The 15,191-nt window shown below is 71.4% G+C and carries 15 protein-coding genes; 8 read left to right on the forward strand and 7 right to left on the reverse strand.

Annotated elements, in window-relative coordinates; translation table 11 throughout:
• Positions 1–2: 2 nt before the first annotated feature.
• Positions 3–1,658: an amidohydrolase gene (locus SACCYDRAFT_RS13540; RefSeq protein ID WP_005456925.1), complete on the reverse strand. Its 1,656-nt coding sequence runs from the start codon at positions 1,656–1,658 to the stop codon at positions 3–5.
• A gap of 99 nt (positions 1,659–1,757) precedes the next feature.
• Here SACCYDRAFT_RS13540 and SACCYDRAFT_RS13545 point away from each other — a divergent pair, with 99 nt between their 5' ends.
• Genes SACCYDRAFT_RS13545 through SACCYDRAFT_RS13560 form a run of 4 tightly spaced genes read left to right on the forward strand, consistent with a single transcriptional unit; the run spans position 1,758 to position 7,152 of the window.
• A complete protein-coding gene (locus SACCYDRAFT_RS13545) occupies positions 1,758–3,137 on the forward strand; it encodes a KamA family radical SAM protein (protein WP_005456926.1) in 1,380 nt (459 codons plus the stop codon).
• Between the two features lie 52 nt (positions 3,138–3,189).
• Entirely contained in the window at positions 3,190–5,778 is a 2,589-nt protein-coding gene (locus SACCYDRAFT_RS13550; RefSeq protein WP_052309111.1) for an FtsX-like permease family protein, read from the forward strand.
• Positions 5,771–6,460, forward strand: coding sequence for an ABC transporter ATP-binding protein (locus SACCYDRAFT_RS13555; protein ID WP_005456930.1), 690 nt, complete (start codon positions 5,771–5,773; stop codon positions 6,458–6,460). Before SACCYDRAFT_RS13550 ends, SACCYDRAFT_RS13555 begins: the two co-directional genes overlap by 8 nt.
• The gene (locus tag SACCYDRAFT_RS13560) at positions 6,457–7,152 is read left to right on the forward strand and encodes an ABC transporter ATP-binding protein (RefSeq protein WP_005456932.1); all 696 of its coding nucleotides are present in this window, start codon (positions 6,457–6,459) and stop codon (positions 7,150–7,152) included. The genes SACCYDRAFT_RS13555 and SACCYDRAFT_RS13560 overlap by 4 nt, the downstream gene beginning before the upstream one ends.
• A 17-nt stretch (positions 7,153–7,169) precedes the next feature.
• Here SACCYDRAFT_RS13560 and SACCYDRAFT_RS13565 read toward each other — a convergent pair whose 3' ends face one another.
• From SACCYDRAFT_RS13565 to SACCYDRAFT_RS13590, 6 genes are all read right to left on the reverse strand, one after another.
• Positions 7,170–8,216, reverse strand: coding sequence for a WXG100 family type VII secretion target (locus SACCYDRAFT_RS13565; protein ID WP_005456933.1), 1,047 nt, complete (start codon positions 8,214–8,216; stop codon positions 7,170–7,172).
• Entirely contained in the window at positions 8,213–8,545 is a 333-nt protein-coding gene (locus SACCYDRAFT_RS13570) for a type VII secretion target (protein WP_005456935.1), read from the reverse strand. Before SACCYDRAFT_RS13570 ends, SACCYDRAFT_RS13565 begins: the two co-directional genes overlap by 4 nt.
• A complete protein-coding gene (locus tag SACCYDRAFT_RS13575) occupies positions 8,542–8,889 on the reverse strand; it encodes a YbaB/EbfC family nucleoid-associated protein (protein WP_005456936.1) in 348 nt (115 codons plus the stop codon). Before SACCYDRAFT_RS13575 ends, SACCYDRAFT_RS13570 begins: the two co-directional genes overlap by 4 nt.
• A gap of 61 nt (positions 8,890–8,950) precedes the next feature.
• Complete coding sequence (locus SACCYDRAFT_RS13580; RefSeq protein ID WP_005456938.1) at positions 8,951–9,748, reverse strand: ESX secretion-associated protein EspG; 798 nt, start codon at positions 9,746–9,748, stop codon at positions 8,951–8,953.
• Positions 9,745–10,131, reverse strand: a complete 387-nt coding sequence (locus SACCYDRAFT_RS13585) for a hypothetical protein (RefSeq protein WP_005456940.1) — start codon at positions 10,129–10,131, stop codon at positions 9,745–9,747. Before SACCYDRAFT_RS13585 ends, SACCYDRAFT_RS13580 begins: the two co-directional genes overlap by 4 nt.
• Complete coding sequence (locus SACCYDRAFT_RS13590) at positions 10,128–11,426, reverse strand: hypothetical protein (protein WP_005456941.1); 1,299 nt, start codon at positions 11,424–11,426, stop codon at positions 10,128–10,130. The genes SACCYDRAFT_RS13585 and SACCYDRAFT_RS13590 overlap by 4 nt, the downstream gene beginning before the upstream one ends.
• Before the next feature lie 206 nt (positions 11,427–11,632).
• Between SACCYDRAFT_RS13590 and SACCYDRAFT_RS13595 the strand changes: the two genes are divergently transcribed.
• The 4 genes from SACCYDRAFT_RS13595 to SACCYDRAFT_RS13610 all read left to right on the forward strand — a co-directional run bounded on the left by SACCYDRAFT_RS13595 (position 11,633) and on the right by SACCYDRAFT_RS13610 (position 15,168).
• On the forward strand, positions 11,633–12,109 hold the full coding sequence (locus SACCYDRAFT_RS13595) for a Fur family transcriptional regulator (RefSeq protein ID WP_005456943.1): 477 nt from the start codon (positions 11,633–11,635) through the stop codon (positions 12,107–12,109).
• A gap of 137 nt (positions 12,110–12,246) precedes the next feature.
• Entirely contained in the window at positions 12,247–13,347 is a 1,101-nt protein-coding gene (locus tag SACCYDRAFT_RS13600; RefSeq protein ID WP_005456945.1) for a FecCD family ABC transporter permease, read from the forward strand.
• A 154-nt stretch (positions 13,348–13,501) separates the two neighbouring features.
• Positions 13,502–14,377 (forward strand): ABC transporter substrate-binding protein, encoded by an 876-nt coding sequence (locus SACCYDRAFT_RS13605; protein ID WP_232283675.1) that lies wholly within the window; start codon positions 13,502–13,504, stop codon positions 14,375–14,377.
• Complete coding sequence (locus tag SACCYDRAFT_RS13610; protein WP_005456948.1) at positions 14,374–15,168, forward strand: ABC transporter ATP-binding protein; 795 nt, start codon at positions 14,374–14,376, stop codon at positions 15,166–15,168. Before SACCYDRAFT_RS13605 ends, SACCYDRAFT_RS13610 begins: the two co-directional genes overlap by 4 nt.
• Positions 15,169–15,191: the final 23 nt, after the last annotated feature.

Consider the following 15,191-nt stretch of genomic DNA (forward strand, 5'->3'; position numbering starts at 1 on the left):
GCCTATGCCCTGGTGGGAGCGGCCGAAGGTTCACCACCGACCCGGTCCGCACCGTCGCCGTCGTAGATGACCTCTCCGGCGCGGACCGTGCGCACGCACCGCGGCAGCGGGGCGTCGGGATCGAGCGGCGGCAACCCCGGCACCCGCGACCGCGGATCGGTGGACCAGCGCTGCACACGGGTGTCGGGCGTGGCGACGACGAGTTCGTCGGCCTCCCACACCGTGTAGTGGGCCGGTGCGCCGGGGACGAGGCTGCCGGTCACACCGTCGTTCACCCCGGCGGCACGGTGACCTCCCCGTGTGTGGGCGTTGAAGGCGGCTCGGGCGGAGATCCCGGAGCCGGGGGTGCGGTGGTGCACGGCGGCCCGCACACTCCCCCACGGATCGAGCGGGGTGACGGGAGCGTCGGAGCCGAACGCCAGGGAGACGCCCTCGGCGGCGAGCGCGGCGAAGGGGTTGAGTGTGGCGGCGCGGTCGGGCCCCAGCCGGGTGGCGTACATGCCGTCCGTACCGCCCCACAGCGCGTCGAACGCGGGCTGCATGGAGGCGGTGACGTTCCAGCGCGCGAGGGCGGCGGCCTGTTCCCGCGTGATCATCTCGACGTGCTCGAGCCGATGTCCCGTCCTGGCCAGCGCTCGCTGTCCCACCTCCTCCTCGGCGAGGGCGAACGCCTCGACGACCTCCGCCACGGCGGCGTCGCCGATGACGTGGAACCCGGACTGCAACCCCGCCTCGGTGCAGGCGATGACATGGTCGGCGATGGCCCGCGCGTCGAGGTAGCGGGCGCCCGCGGTGTGGGGCAGGTCGGCGTAGGGCTCGGTCAGTGCCGCGGTGTGGGACCCGAGGGCGCCGTCGACGAACAGGTCGCCGCCGAGACCGCGGAGCCCGAGTTCCTGGGCGAGGTCGAGCGCGGCGGTGTCGGCGAGCGCCCCCCAGTACGGCACCACCTCGACGAACCCGGGTTCAGCGGCGACGCGCAGGAGCGCGCGCAGGTCGTCCTCGCCGCAGATGTCGGGGCCCGCGCACTCGTGGACGCTGACGACGCCCGCCGCCGCGGCGGCCTTCAGGAAGGCTCGCTGGGCGCGCTCCCGCTGCTCGGACGTGATCGCCCCGTACGCCGCCTTGCGGGTGGCGTGGTGGGCGGCGCGGGTCAGCGGGCCGTCGGGCGAGTAGCCCTCGGCCCGCTCGACGTCGGGTACGAGGTCGAGCAGCGCGCTGGACACCAGCGCCGAGTGCACGTCGACCCGGCTGAGGTAGACGGGCACCCCGCTCGCGGCCTCGTCGAGTTCCGCGCGGCTGGGCAGCCGGGCACTGGTCCAGGTCGTCTCGTCCCAGCCGTGGGCGAGCAGCACCTCGCCGGGAGTGGCGGCCTTCCGGACGGCCGCGAGGAGTCCGGCCGCGTCGCGGACGCCGGTGAGGTCGAGTCCGGTGAGGTGCAGACCCGTGTTGGTGGCGTGCACGTGGGCGTCCACGAACGCCGGAGCGACGAACGCGCCGTGGAGGTCGACGACCTCGGCGTCGGGATGCAGCGCACGCCCGGGCGCGTCCTGGCCGACCCAGACGACGGTGCCGTCGGTGACCGCCATGGCCGTGGCGTCGGGCGAACTCGGGGTGTGGATGCGGCCGCCCACCAGGAGCGTCGTGTTGCTGCTACTCACGCCCCTGAGTCTGCCACCCTCGCCGACACGATAAGTTTTGCGTTCATGAGTGGATATGACAGGATAATTTCCACGAGTAGTCGAGACTGAGGAGCAGAAGTGACTGCCACCCAGGAACCTGCTACCGAGCTCGCGGAACAGCCCTACACCTATCGGCGCGTCGAGTTGGTCGAACCCGACTGGCGGCGTTTTCCGGGCTGGCGCGACGTGACGGAGGCCGAGTGGCGCGACGCACAGTGGCAACGCGTCCACTGCGTACGGAACGTCAAGCAGCTTCGTGCCGTCATGGGCGATCTGCTGGACGAGCGGTTCTACGACGACCTCGTCGCCGACCAGCAGCAGATGGCGACGATGTCGATGTTGCTGCCGCCGCAGATGCTCAACACCATGGCGCCGCACGCGGGCACGGACCCGACCAAGGTCACCGACGCCTTCTACGCCGACCCGATCCGGCGCTACATGATGCCGCTGCGCAGCGACCGGCACCCGGACTGGCCGAGCCATCCACACTCGCAGCGCGACTCGCTGCACGAGGCGGAGATGTGGGTCGTGGAGGGCCTGACTCACCGCTACCCCACCAAGGTGCTGGCCGAGCTGCTGTCCACCTGCCCGCAGTACTGCGGGCACTGCACGCGCATGGACCTGGTGGGCAACTCCACGCCGCAGATCGACAAGCACAAGCTCACGCTGAAGCCGGTCGACCGGCAGGACGCCATGATCGACTACCTGAAGCGCACGCCGGGCGTGCGCGACGTGGTGGTCTCCGGCGGTGACGTGGCGAACGTGCCGTGGCACCAGCTCGAGGCGTTCCTCATGCGACTGCTCGACATCGAGACCGTGCGCGACATCCGGCTCGCCACCAAGGCACTCGCCGGTCTGCCGCAGCACTGGCTCCAGCCCAAGGTCGTCGAGGGGCTCGCCCGCGTGGCGGGTACCGCGCGCCGTCGCGGCGTCAACCTCGCGATCCACACCCACGTCAACCACGCCCAGTCGGTGACCCCGCTGGTCGCCGAGGCCACCCGCGCCGCCCTGGACGTCGGGGTGCGGGACGTGCGCAACCAGGGCGTGCTGATGCGCGGTGTGAACGCCACTCCCGCCGACCTGCTCGACCTGTGTTTCGCGTTGCAGGGCGAGGCGAACATCCTGCCGTACTACTTCTACATGTGCGACATGATCCCCAACGCCGAGCACTGGCGGCTGGCGGTGTGGGAGGCGCAGGAACTCCAGCACGCCATCATGGGCTACCTGCCCGGCTACGCCACCCCGCGCATCGTGTGTGACGTGCCGTACGTGGGCAAGCGGTGGGTGCACCAGATCGCCGAGTACGACCGCGAACGCGGCATCTCGTACTGGACGAAGAACTACCGCACCGGCATCGAGTACGACGACCCGGAGGCGCTGCGTCGTCGCTATCCCTACTACGACCCGGTGTCGACCCTGCCGGACTCCGGGCAGCAGTGGTGGCGGGAGAACGGCTGAGGCGGTATCGGCGTCGTTGTCGTGGTGATCAGGAAAGCGGCTAGCATGCGGCATGCCCGCATGGCGAAGACCACCATCGCGTCCGGCGCCCCGGCTGCCGTGGACCACCGCGCCGCGAGCGGCGTTGTCGAGTCCACTCACCCTGGTGGCGGCCGCCGTCACCGCGCTGCTGTCGTGCTTCCTCGGCATGGGGGCGGTACTGCACGTCTCGGCATCGGCGGGCTCCACCCTCGACTACCAGGCCGGGACGGTCTGTCCGGACTCCTACGGTCCCGTGATCACCAAGCCGAGGGTCGAACCCGGTGAGGTGCGGACCGTCACCGAAGCCGTGGCGCGGCACGCCGCCGCCCACGGCTTCGGCACGCCCACGGTCAGCCTGTTCAGCGGTCTGGTCAGAGGGGTCGAGTTCGGCGGCGGTGAGGGCTACGACGTCCGGCTCGCCTACCGCGACGGCGGCACCGAACACCTGTCCCAGGTGCGTGGCGGCGACGACGCCGGACTGTGGCTGGGCCGTGATCTGGCGGACTTCGCGGGCCTCGGACCGGGCAGCCGGGCCACCAACGCCGACTGGCCGCCGGTCACCGGCGTCTACACCGACCTCTACAACCCCGCACCCCGCTGGTGGTGCTCGGTGCAGGACCTCGCCGTGCAGAACCGCCTGGTGGACCACATCGCGACCGGCTCGGTCGTGTTCGCCACCGACCGCGCCGCCTTCGACGAGGCCACCCGGCGGCATTCCGCTCTCGAACGACTCACGATCACCTTCCCCACCGCCGCGCCGTCCACCCTCGCCGAGGCTCAGGACACGCGACGTCGCGCCGAGGCCCTGCTCGCCGATGTCCGGGAGGAGCTGACCGCGCAGGGCCTCGGGGACGCGTTGCTGTCCGTGCCCTTCGCGCGTTCGACCGAGCTGGCCGAACGGGCACAGGCGACGGTGGCGTGGTCGATCCTGCCGCTCGCGGCGCTCAGCGTGGGCGTGGGTCTCGTCGGCTCCGCCACGGTGGCCCTCCAGTGGTATCACCGCAGGCACGCGCAGGTACGGCTGCACTCCGCCCGGGGACACGGCCCCCTGGCCGTGGGTCTGCTCGCCTCGGCGGAGCTGGGGCTCGCGGTCGTGACGGGTGGCGTGGCCGGTGCGGTGCTCGCCAGGGTGGTCCTGCCGCTCTACGCTCCGCCGGGCCGGTTCGGACCGGGGGCGGAACTCGCGGGCGCGGCGGTGGCCGCGGGCACACTGCTCGTCTCACTGGCGCTGCTGGTGACGGTGGTGGCCGTGCGTGCCCACCGCGAGTTCGGCCTCGGGCTCACCGCACCCCGGCGGCGGAAGGGCCGGCTGGTCCTCGTGCCGTGGGAGCTGCTCACGGCGGGGGTCGCCGTGCTGGGCTGGTCCCGGCTACCCCGCTACGGCGATGTCGCGGCTACCGGACCCGTACCCGAGATCGACCCGCTCGCACTGCTCTATCCCGTGGCGGTGGTCCTCACGGTCGGGCTGGTGACCGCACGCCTCGCGTGGTGGGCGTTGCGCGCCTCCCACCGAATGCGCTGGTGGTCTCGGCCCGCACTGCAGTGGGCGGTGCGCCGTCTCGCGCACGGACGGGCTCCCGTCACGGGAGTTCTGGTGGTCGCCGTGCTCGCCGTGGGCACGCTGGCCGTCGGCTCCTCCATCGCCGCGGGGCAACAACAGGCGCTCGCGGAGAAGTCGGGGGTCTTCGTGGGGGCCGAGTCGCGCACCGACGTCGAGAACGCGGTCGGCCGCGGCGAGGCTCCGCTCCCGGAACCCGTGCGTTCGACGAGCACGGTGGTGGGAACCCTGGGCGTCGGCGAGGCAGGCAAGGTCCTCGTGATCGACCCCGCGACGTTCACCACCGCCGCGTACGTCGACCACCTGCCCCGCGAGGAGTTGGACCGGTTGCTCGGCCTGCTCACCACGCCGTCCGGTGACACCGTGCCGGCGATCCGGGTCGGTGATGCCTCCGCAACCGCCGACACCTCACTGGGGAAGCTCCGCGCGGTCGGGGCCGTCGAGGTGGCCCCGATGCTGGGGGCGCAGTCGGGCTACCTGGTGTCGCGCACCGTCCTGGACGCACAACGGATCGGCCAGGTACCGCAGTGGGCCGTGCTGTCCACGCTCTCCGTCGAACAGGTCGGTACCGCGCTGAGGGAGGCGGGTGTCGTCCACATGAACCCGGCCGACCGCGACACCGCACTCGACGCCCTGCCGTTCTACGTCGTGGAGTGGACGTTCTCCTTCGTCGCGCTGCTCGGCGTGGTACTCGGTGTGGCGGCCGCCCTGTCGTTGCTGATCGCGGTGGAGGTGCGGCGGCGGCAGAACATGCTCTCCGGCGCGCTCGCGATGCGGATGGGGCTGCGGCCCCGGTCTCTGTGGGCGAGCCACGCCACCGAACTCGGCACGGTGGCTCTGGTGGCCGTGACCGTCGGTCTCGTCTGCGGCATCACGGTGGCAGCCGTGTCGGTGCGGCGGTTCGACCCCGCCCGGTGGTTGCCGCCGTCGTCCGAGCTGCCCGCGCCTGCCCCGTTCGTCGTGACGGTGGTGGCGTTCGGCGCGGCCGTGGTGGCCGTGGCCTGCTGGATCGCGGTGCGTTCGGTGCGCACCGCCCGAGTCGCGGAGTTGCTGCGTGACTGACGCCCCGATCTACGAACTGGCCGGTGTGGGTGTGGACTACCCGTTGCCCTCCGCGCGTGAGGAGGCCGTGACCGGACTCCAGGACGTCACGCTCACCATCCCGGGGTCGGGCCTGACCGTCCTCGCCGGACCGTCGGGGTCCGGGAAGTCCACGCTGCTTCGCGTCCTGTCGCTGTTCCAGGCCCCCACGCGCGGCCGGGTGGTCTTCCGCGGCACACCGGTCGACCCCTCGCCACGCCGCCGCAGGACACTGCGCCGCGACTCGATCAGCCTGGTGTTCCAGACCCCGGTCGACAACCTGGTGCCGCACCTGTCCGTGGCCGACAACCTCCATGCCGCCGCCCAGTCGGCGAACCGGCGATGCGAGCCGGAGGAACTGCTGGAGCGCCTGGGGCTCGGCGGGACGAGCCGATCACGGATCACGGCGCTGTCCGGCGGGCAGCAACAGCGGTTGGCGTTCGCCTGCACGCTCGCCAGGAGAACGCCGGTGGTGCTGGCCGACGAGCCGACGTCCCAGCTCGACGACGTCTCCGCGGACCATGTCCTCGACGCCATCGCCGTGCTGCGTTCCGAAGGTGTCGCCGTGGTGGTGGCCTCCCACGACGAACGACTGATCAGGCAGGGCTCCCGTGTCGTCCGGCTCCGTGCCGGGCGCGTGTCGGCGGAGGAGGGCGAACGATGACCGTGGGACGTACCGAGCCGGAGACCTCACCTCCCCGGGAGCGCGTACCCGCCCTGCACGCCGAGGGGCTGCGACGCCGCTTCCCCGTGGCGGGCGAGGAGGTCGAGGTTCTGCGTGGCGCGGACCTGCGGGCCGAGGCAGGTGAGATCGTCACCATCACGGGCCGGTCGGGCTCGGGCAAGACGACACTGCTCACGGTGCTCGCCGGATTCGACACTCCCGACGAGGGCACCGTGACCTTCCACGGCCGGCCCGCTCACGGTGCTCCGTGGTGGGTGTGCGCGGTACTGCCGCAGGCTCTGGGCCTGGCCGAGGAACTCACCTGTGCCGAGAACGTCGCGCTGCCACTTCGGCTGCGACCCGGGCCGACGGACGGGATCGAGGCCACGGTGGCGGCCGTGCTCGACGAAGTGGGCGTGGCGGAACTGGCCGATCGATACCCCGCCGAGCTGTCCTTCGGTCAGCAACAGCGCGTCGCGCTCGCCCGCGCCGTGGCCCTGCGGCCGTCGGTCCTGCTGGTGGACGAACCGACGGCGCACCTGGACTCCGCGTCCACCAACGCGGTGTTGACGCTGCTGCGGCGCGTGGCCGACGAGGGCACTGCGGTGGTGGCCGTCACCCACGACCCGGCGGTACGCGAGGTCGCCGACCGTGGCTTGCGTCTCGACAGTGGAGTCCTGCTCGCGGGCTGATGCCGCGGTGTTCCCGGTCAGACCTCCTCGTTCCCCCTGATCGGAATCCACTCACCTGCCAGCGGGTCGTCCAGCTCGCCGGGGTTGTTGTCCGGGTCGTCGCTGTCCAGCTGCTTGCCGTGCTCGCTCTTCGACGTCTCACGCTCACCTTGGGGTCCGCGCATACCGCTGGACTCACCGTCCGGGTCCGACCCGGCGGACACCGCGGAGGCGGCACCGGGCGAGTCGCCGCCGGCGAGGTCGCCGATGACCTTGAGCCCTTCCCGGACGACCTTGAGGGCACCGACCGCGCCCTCGATCAGCTTCACCAGGTTGTCGCCGCTGGCGAGCAGCGCCGCCAGCTGCGCCGCGATCACCCCGCCGTGCTCGGCTGCGATGGCCACGCATTCCGGGATCGCTTTCGCGATGCTCGCCCCACCGGTCAGGGGCGCCGCGGCGATCGCCTCGGTCATGATCGGGACGATCCTGCCCACGGCCTTGGTGATCTCCTCGGTGATCCTTTCGATGGCCTGTGCGACCACCTCGCCCGCGGCGATCATCGCCTTCGCGTTGGTACCCGCCGTCTCCGCGATCGACAGCACCCCGTCGGTGAGCTTCGTGGCGGTCTGCAGGTAGTTCGTCTTGGCGTCACCCGACCACTCGCTCGTCTCCCTGTCCACAGTAGACAGGTAGTCGTCGGCGACGGACGCCGCTTGCCGTGAGGCCGTGTCGTGCTGGCCGGCAGGCCCCGACACCGCGTCCGGCTCACCGCGCAACTGGCCGAGCGGTTCCTCGAGGAACGAGATCATCGGGTGGAGGAAGCCACAGCCCGCATCGGAGAGGGCGGCCAGTGGGCTGGCCGTGGAGGAGAGCGTGCCGAGCGGAGCGGCGGACCCGTCCGCGAGTTCGGCCGACAGCCACTCCTTGTTGCCGACGGTGTCTCGGAGGAGTCGTAGCTGCGACAGCGCCGCGCTGATGTCCGCCGCGGTCTGCTCGGAGTCACCGGTGAGCCGCGGACCGTCGGGGTGGCCCTGCCCCGCGCCGTCCTGGGACCGGGCGTGTGGTCGCGTCGTCGGCGAGGTCATCGGACGCCCTCCTCCAGGCCGGCCCCGATGTCGGTGAGACCGGTGGCGTGCTCGTCGTCGGTGTCGGAGTACCGGTCGGCGGCTCGCCGCATCCCGTCACCGACCTTGTCCAGTGTGTCCGCGGCCTCGGCGAAGGCGTCCATCGTCTCCGCCATCGCCGCGCCGATCCCCGCCGTGATGAACTGTGCGAACGCCCCCAGCGAGGAAGCGCTCATCTCGCCCGGAAGTGCCGAGCCGGCCGAGGACAACGCATCGGCGTGCGCGGCGAGCCTGCCCGCGTGCGCGCGCAGCTGCTCTGGTTCGACGGTGTACGACCGCGGCGTGGTCATCGCCGGACCTCCGAGGGCAGATGCTGCGTGATCTCCGCGAGCGCGGGGCCGTCGCCGAGGTAGCCCGCCATCACCTCGGCCATCCGCCCGGAGGCGAGTCGCTGGGCCTCGCGCGCGGTGGCGACGATCAGTTCAGCCAGCGCGTGGGCTTCGAGTTTGCGCGCCATGGGCGTCAGCTTGACGTCCTCGAGCGCGCCGGTGGCGTTCACCGACACCGTCACCTCACCCCGCGGTGAGCTCGCCGTCGCGCCGACCTGCCGTAGGTTCTCCTGCGCTTGGCGCGCGCCGTGCGCGATCCGCTCCAGCCTGTCGCGGTAGTCGGCCAGCCACTGTGCTGCGTCCATGGTCCCTCTTCTCTTCCCCAGTGTTCTTCCCCGGTGTCGGAGCTTGCCGTGTGCCTCGGCGTCAGCCGTTCGCCGACGCTGTCGCGTCCCGTACGAACCGGACGAGATCGCTGTGCCGCAGGGGGTTGACGCTCGTCCAACCGTTGCCGTCCCTGCTCACCCGCACCCGACCACGTGGACTGTCCAGCCACGACAGTTCGAGGGGGCGTTCGACCACGCCGCCCGCGCGCCGGACGACGGCACCGAGCTGCCCACGTCCCACCAGGGACGGCAACAGGCTGACGAGCATGTCGACGGCGTCGGCGTTTCCCCCACGTTCCCGGACCAGTGCGCGCACTCGTTCCCGGGGAGCCACGGCACCGGCTGTGTTCTCGAGCAATCGGGTGGCGTCCCCGACGACCCCCGGAGGCAGGGTGATCGGCATCGTGGGCGCGGCCTCGACCTTCGGGATGTGACCGATGACCTCATCGGACAATGAGTCCGTGGCGATCCGCTCGACGCTGACCGGCCCGGGGGTCCCGCCGATCGACTGGCGGCACACCACGGCTCGGGGACCGTAGCTCATGGCCACGACGCCGGTGACCGTGCCACCGGCGACCACGACGAGGTCGACCGCGCTCCGGTACTCGCGTAGTGCGGTGACCAGCTCCGCCGCGACCCCCACCGGCCCGTGCTCCCTGGCGAGTCCTCTCTCGGCCAGAGTGCGGCCCGCCGAGGCCAGCAGGGTTCTGCGCTCGTCCTCGATCCGGCCGAACGACGGCGCCCTCAGTGGGAACGGCGGGCGCGTGCCCGCGTAGGTGGCGAGGAGGTCCAGCTCCAGCAAGCCGATGCTCACACCCTGGTGGGCCGTGACCGTCATGAGGACCGCCCCGCCGAGCCGGCGGCGTCCCCCCGGGGAGCGCCGGCCGCGTCGGTAGGTACGTCCTTGACTTTCAGGTCGTCGCCGGACCGGGCGTCCTGCTCCTGATACTTCGCCTTGGCCTGTTCGAGCATCTTCCCGTATTCGCGCACTTCGCGCTCCGCACTCTTGAGCGCGCCCTCCAGGCCGGAACTGCCCGCCGCCTCGCGCAGCCGCATCGCCAGGTGCACGGCGGGTGGTGCGGTACCGAGCATCGGCAACCGCATCGCCAGTCGGCTCGCGGTGCTCACCAGCTCACCGGCCAGATCTCCCAGCTCGGTCAGCGTCGTGATCGGCAGCTCGAGCGAATCCAGTTCGAGTCTGATTCCTTTGCCGTCGTTCACCGGTTCTCCTCCGGGGGAAGGCCGATCACGACCTCGCTGCCCGGCTCCTCGACCGGGAACAACTGGTGATCGATCGTCGGCATCTGGTTCTCGTGCTCTTCGTCCTCGGCCGTGCCGCGCGCACCCGCGCCGGGTGGCATCATTCCTCCCATCGCGCCCGAACGCGCCGTGGCCGACTCGGCGGCGAGCTGCGCGGCACTCGCGGCGGACCCACCCGGCATCGTCATGGCACCGACCCGAAGGCCCGTGGCCAGCGGATGCCCGGCAGGACCGATTCGCATGCCCGCACCCAGCCCCGCCGCGATCCCCGCACCACCGGCGAACGTGCCCAGCGCGGACCCCGCTGCCAGTCCCCTGGCCGCGGTGGTGCCGCCACCGGAGCCGGTGAGGCTCTGCCACGACGGTGTGCCGCCGGTCTCGCCGGACGCACCGGCTGAACCACTGGGCATGGTCGAGGACGTCGACATCGTGGTGGCCGACTGGATCGAGCCCTGGGCCTGGCCGAGCAGTTGGCTCGAACTGGTCAGGCTGGACTCGTAGGTCTGCATGGCCCGGACGGCCTGTTGCTTCTGCAGGTCCGTGGTACCTGCCCCGACGTAGAAGCTGAACTCGGCTCTACCCACCGCACCGAAGGCCATGCCCAGGTCCGAGCCGGACGTGCTGGACGTACTGGACGTCGAGGTCGCCGGTCTCGTGGGCAACTCCTGGTACCGCTGCTCACCCTCGGCGTCCTGCGCGGCCAGGATCTCCGCTCCGGTGGCCGGCACGTGCTCCGAGTCGAGAGCCACGGGAGTCGACGACACCTCCGGCTGACTCGCGGGCGCACTCGACGGTGGAACGGTCGTGAGCTCCGCCCAGCTCGTCATCGCGTCGTTCATGGGAGCGGACACCTCGCCCGGTGGTGGCGGCATCGCCGCCCTCGCCGCGGCCAGCGCGTCGGCCGCCTGTGCCGCGGCCCGCTCCCCCGCACGGGCCAGCTCGGCGATCTCCTCCATCCGTTCGGCGAGTACGTCGAGCCTGCGCGCGGCTTCCTCCGCTCCGGTGCCTTCCCAGCTCGCGAGCAACGCGGCGCGCTGCTCGCGTAGCACCTCGGCATGGTTGGCCAGCGCCTCCCGATGTCCGGCCCACTCCGCGGCGATGGCGCTGACGTCGGCGACGTCGGCGTCCTGCCACAACATCTGGTACAGCTCCTCGTGGCTGTACGCCTCCCAGTTCACGCCGCCCTCCGGCGGAGCGGGCAGGCCGAAATACCCGTCCCACACGCCGAACATGCCCGCTGCTGTCTCGCTCGCCACCCCAGGATCCCCTTTCCCGACGCCACCCCGTCGTCGGCGTGGTCCAATGTTGGGTCTCGCCGTGCATAAGTGGAAGGGCCATCTGGCGGCCACTTTTTGCCGGTGTCCCTGAGCAGGCAAAAGACCGCGGCCGGGTACGGAAGTGCCTCCGTCCGGGGAAGATCGGTCACTGGCCCGCGGCAGGCCGGGAGGGCGAGACTGGGCGCATGACTGCCCACGCTCGCGCTCTGGGGATGCGCCCCCAGGAGGCCATCGACGCCGTGCTCGGCCTGCTCCGGGCCCGGGGACAGCGGATCACCGGGGCCCGCAGCGCCGTCATCGAGGCCCTCGCCCGCATCGGCGGCCATCCGGGCGCGGAGGAAATCCTGCGGTGGGTGCGCGAGCACCACCCCACCGTTCACCGCGCCACCGTGTACCGGACCCTGGACACGTTGTCCGAACTCGGCGTGGTCACCCACGTCCGCATCGGGGACGGGGCGAGCACCTATCACCTCGCGCTGAACCCGGCCCGTCCCGCGCACCTGCACGCGAAGTGCCGCGACTGCGGCCGGATCGTCGACCTCCCCGGCGACCTGCTCAACCCCGTGGTCGAGCGGCTCGCGCGCGACGGTGAGTTCGAACTCGACCCCGCTCACATCGCCCTGTCGGGGCGTTGCGTGGGGTGTCGCGGCACGGCCCGCTGACCTCCGGGAACGCCGCGGTCGCCGACACTCACGGCTCCTTGACGCGACTTTGTCGCACCTGCGACCATGTCGTACTGACTGTCACTGCGCTCTCACTCTTCGCATCCGACCTCACCGGGCCGAGGGAGGTGACGGCCTTGACCGCGACCACGCGGACCGACGCCCACGACCGTTCACCGACCGACGACCTCGGTCGGAGTGCCCGGCGACGCCACGGCCGGCTCTGGATCAGCGGTCTCGGCCTCGCCCTGGCCTCCACGGTCGTCCTCGCGGTCGGCATCGGCGCGATCGGCCTGTCGCCGTCAACCGTGGTCCAGATCATCGGTCACCACACGTTCGGCACGCCCGCGCAGTGGAGCTGGACCGCCCCGCAGGACGCCATCGTCTGGCAGGTGCGGCTGCCCCGCGTGCTCCTCGGCGCCGCGGTCGGAGCCGCGCTCGCGGTGTGCGGCGTCGCACTCCAGGCGATGGTGCGCAACCTGCTCGCCGACCCCTACCTGCTCGGCATCACGTCCGGAGCATCGACCGGCGCGGCCGGAGCCATCCTTTTCGGTTTCGGAGCGGGGCTCGGGGAGAACGCCCTGTCCACGAGCGCGTTCCTCGGCGCGCTCGCCGCGTCCGTCGTGGTCTTCGCCGTCGCGCGGGCAGGCGGCCGGATCACCTCACTGCGGCTGCTGACGGCCGGGGTCGCCGTCGGCTACGCGCTCTACGCCGCCACCGGGTTCCTGATCTTCGCCTCCGACTCCGCCGAAGGCTCGCGCTCCGTCCTGTTCTGGTTGCTGGGTTCCCTCGGCCTCGCCCGGTGGGGCGTGCCGCTGGTGTCCGTGCTGGTGGTCGTCTGCGCCACCGTGGCCGTACTGACCCTGGGGAGCCGGCACCTCGACGCTCTCGCGGTCGGTGACGAGACCGCACACACCCTGGGTGTCTCACCGACCCGGTTGCGGGTGCGGCTGCTCGTTCTGGTCTCGCTCTGCGTGGGGGCCGTCGTGGCCGCGTCCGGCGGTATCGGCTTCGTGGGCTTGGTGGTCCCCCACCTGGCGCGGCGTTTCGTCGGAGCAGCACACGGCCGGGTCGTTCCCGTGGCCGCGCTCCTCGGGGCCGTCTTCCTCGTCTGGGCGGACGTCCTGGCACGGGTGTCGCTGTACCCCCGGGAGTTGCCCATCGGCATCGTCACCGCCATCGTGGGCGCTCCGTTCCTTCTCCTCCTCGTCCGCCGCTTCCACGCCGCGAGCACCTGACGTCTCCCGACACCGAAGGAACGAGCCCATGCGCCGCAGCCCCCGCCGTCCCGCCGCCCTCGCAGCCACGTCGACGATCGCGGTCCTCGGAACCGCTTGCGGTACACCGGCTATCACCGGGCCGGACCCGGCACCGGGACCGGGGAACCACCCGGTGACCATCACCAACTGCGGTGTCGACGTCACCTTCGAGACGCCTCCCGAGCGGGTCGTCCTGCTGGAGAGTGCACCGGTCCCCACGATGCGGGCACTCGGGGTGCTGGACTCGGTGGTGTTACGCGCGGGTGCGTTCCCACCCGAGTACTACGACGCCGGGACCAACGCGGCCATCCAGGCCGTTCCCTCCCTCGGCGAGGACCTGGACCCGAGCGGGCACCTGCGACTCTCCACGGAAGTGATCATCGAGCAGCAGCCCGACCTGGTTCTCGGACTGCCCGACGGGGTCTCCCGCGAAGCGCTCGCCGACGTGGGCATCAGGGCGCTGGTACACCCCACCATGTGCCCGTCGGGCGTGGAGGCCACCACGTTCGACGACGTCTACGACCAGGTCACCGCCTACGGTCGGCTCTTCGACCGGCGATCCGAGGCAGCGGAGCTGGTGACGTCGTTGCAGGAACGGGTCTCGGCCGTGGAGGAAGCCGTGGCCGGCGAACCCGCGCGAACAGCGGCGGTGCTGTACCCGACGGTCGGCGGCGGGCCCGTCTACGCCTACGGCAACGAGAGCATGGCGCATCCGCAACTCGAGACCGCCGGGTTCACCAACGTCTACGCCGACGTCGACGAACGAGTCTTCGAGGTGACGGTGGAGGACCTGATCGGCAGGAACCCGGATGTGCTGGTGTTGCTCCACAGCGACGGCGATCCCGGTGCGGTGAGGGACGCGGTGGCCGACCTTCCCGGCGCCGGAGCACTCAAGGCGGTGCGCGACGGCGCCGTCCTCGTACAGCTTTTCAACTTCGCCGAGCCTCCCACCCCACTGTCGGTGGACGGTCTGGAGCGAATCCACGCGACCTTCGGTGCCGGATCATGATCACCGCTCACCACGTCTCGTTCGCCTACGACGGCACACTCGTCCTCGACGACGTGCGGGTGACAGTCCGCCCCGGTCGGTTCGTGGGGCTGATCGGGCCGAACGGCAGCGGCAAGACCACCCTGCTGCGCACCCTCTACGCCGCACTCACTCCACGTGCCGGACTCGTCAGCCTCGACGACGCCGCCGTGGCGACCCTGCCCCAGCGGGAACTGGCCCGACGACTCGCTGTCGTCGTGCAGGAGGACTCCACCGAAGTCCCGCTGACGGTGGCCGAGACAGTCCTCATGGGACGCTCACCGCACCTGACGGCCTTCCAGCGCTACTCCAGGGCGGACCACCGGATCGCCGCGGCCGCGCTGAGCAGGGTCGGTGCCCGCCACCTGGCCGACCGCCTCTTCATCGGGCTGTCGGGAGGTGAGAGGCAGCGGGTACTGATCGCGCGAGCACTCGCGCAACAAGCCGACCACCTGCTTCTGGACGAGCCCACCAACCATCTCGACATCCGGTACCAGCACGAGGTACTTCAGCTTGTGCGCACTCTCTCGGTGACCACGATCGTCGTTCTCCACGACCTCAATCTCGCCGCCCGGTACTGCGACGAACTGGTCCTGCTCGACCACGGCAGAGTGCGAGCGACCGGCACACCGGACGAGGTGCTGTGCCCGGAGGTCCTCGAACCCGTGTACCACATCGGTGTGCGGCGCGTATTCGCCGACGGTGACCTGCAACTGCTGTTCCGCCCGCTCGGACACGCCGACGACGCCCCACCCGGTGACGCGTCCTCGTAGGTCGGAAGCCGCCTCGAACCAGC

It is taken from the genome of Saccharomonospora cyanea NA-134, from assembly GCF_000244975.1.
In the GTDB taxonomy this organism is placed as follows: domain Bacteria; phylum Actinomycetota; class Actinomycetes; order Mycobacteriales; family Pseudonocardiaceae; genus Saccharomonospora; species Saccharomonospora cyanea.

Coding starts and splice junctions, on each gene's coding strand:
- SACCYDRAFT_RS13595 (WP_005456943.1), top strand. CDS start 11,633: ATGACTGCCCACGCTCGCGCTCTGGGGATGCGCCCCCAGGAGGCCATC.
- SACCYDRAFT_RS13560 (WP_005456932.1), top strand. CDS start 6,457: ATGACCGTGGGACGTACCGAGCCGGAGACCTCACCTCCCCGGGAGCGC.
- SACCYDRAFT_RS13565 (WP_005456933.1), bottom strand. CDS start 8,216: ATGACCTCGCCGACGACGCGACCACACGCCCGGTCCCAGGACGGCGCG.
- SACCYDRAFT_RS13550 (WP_052309111.1), top strand. CDS start 3,190: ATGCCCGCATGGCGAAGACCACCATCGCGTCCGGCGCCCCGGCTGCCG.
- SACCYDRAFT_RS13610 (WP_005456948.1), top strand. CDS start 14,374: ATGATCACCGCTCACCACGTCTCGTTCGCCTACGACGGCACACTCGTC.
- SACCYDRAFT_RS13570 (WP_005456935.1), bottom strand. CDS start 8,545: ATGACCACGCCGCGGTCGTACACCGTCGAACCAGAGCAGCTGCGCGCG.
- SACCYDRAFT_RS13580 (WP_005456938.1), bottom strand. CDS start 9,748: ATGACGGTCACGGCCCACCAGGGTGTGAGCATCGGCTTGCTGGAGCTG.
- SACCYDRAFT_RS13575 (WP_005456936.1), bottom strand. CDS start 8,889: ATGGACGCAGCACAGTGGCTGGCCGACTACCGCGACAGGCTGGAGCGG.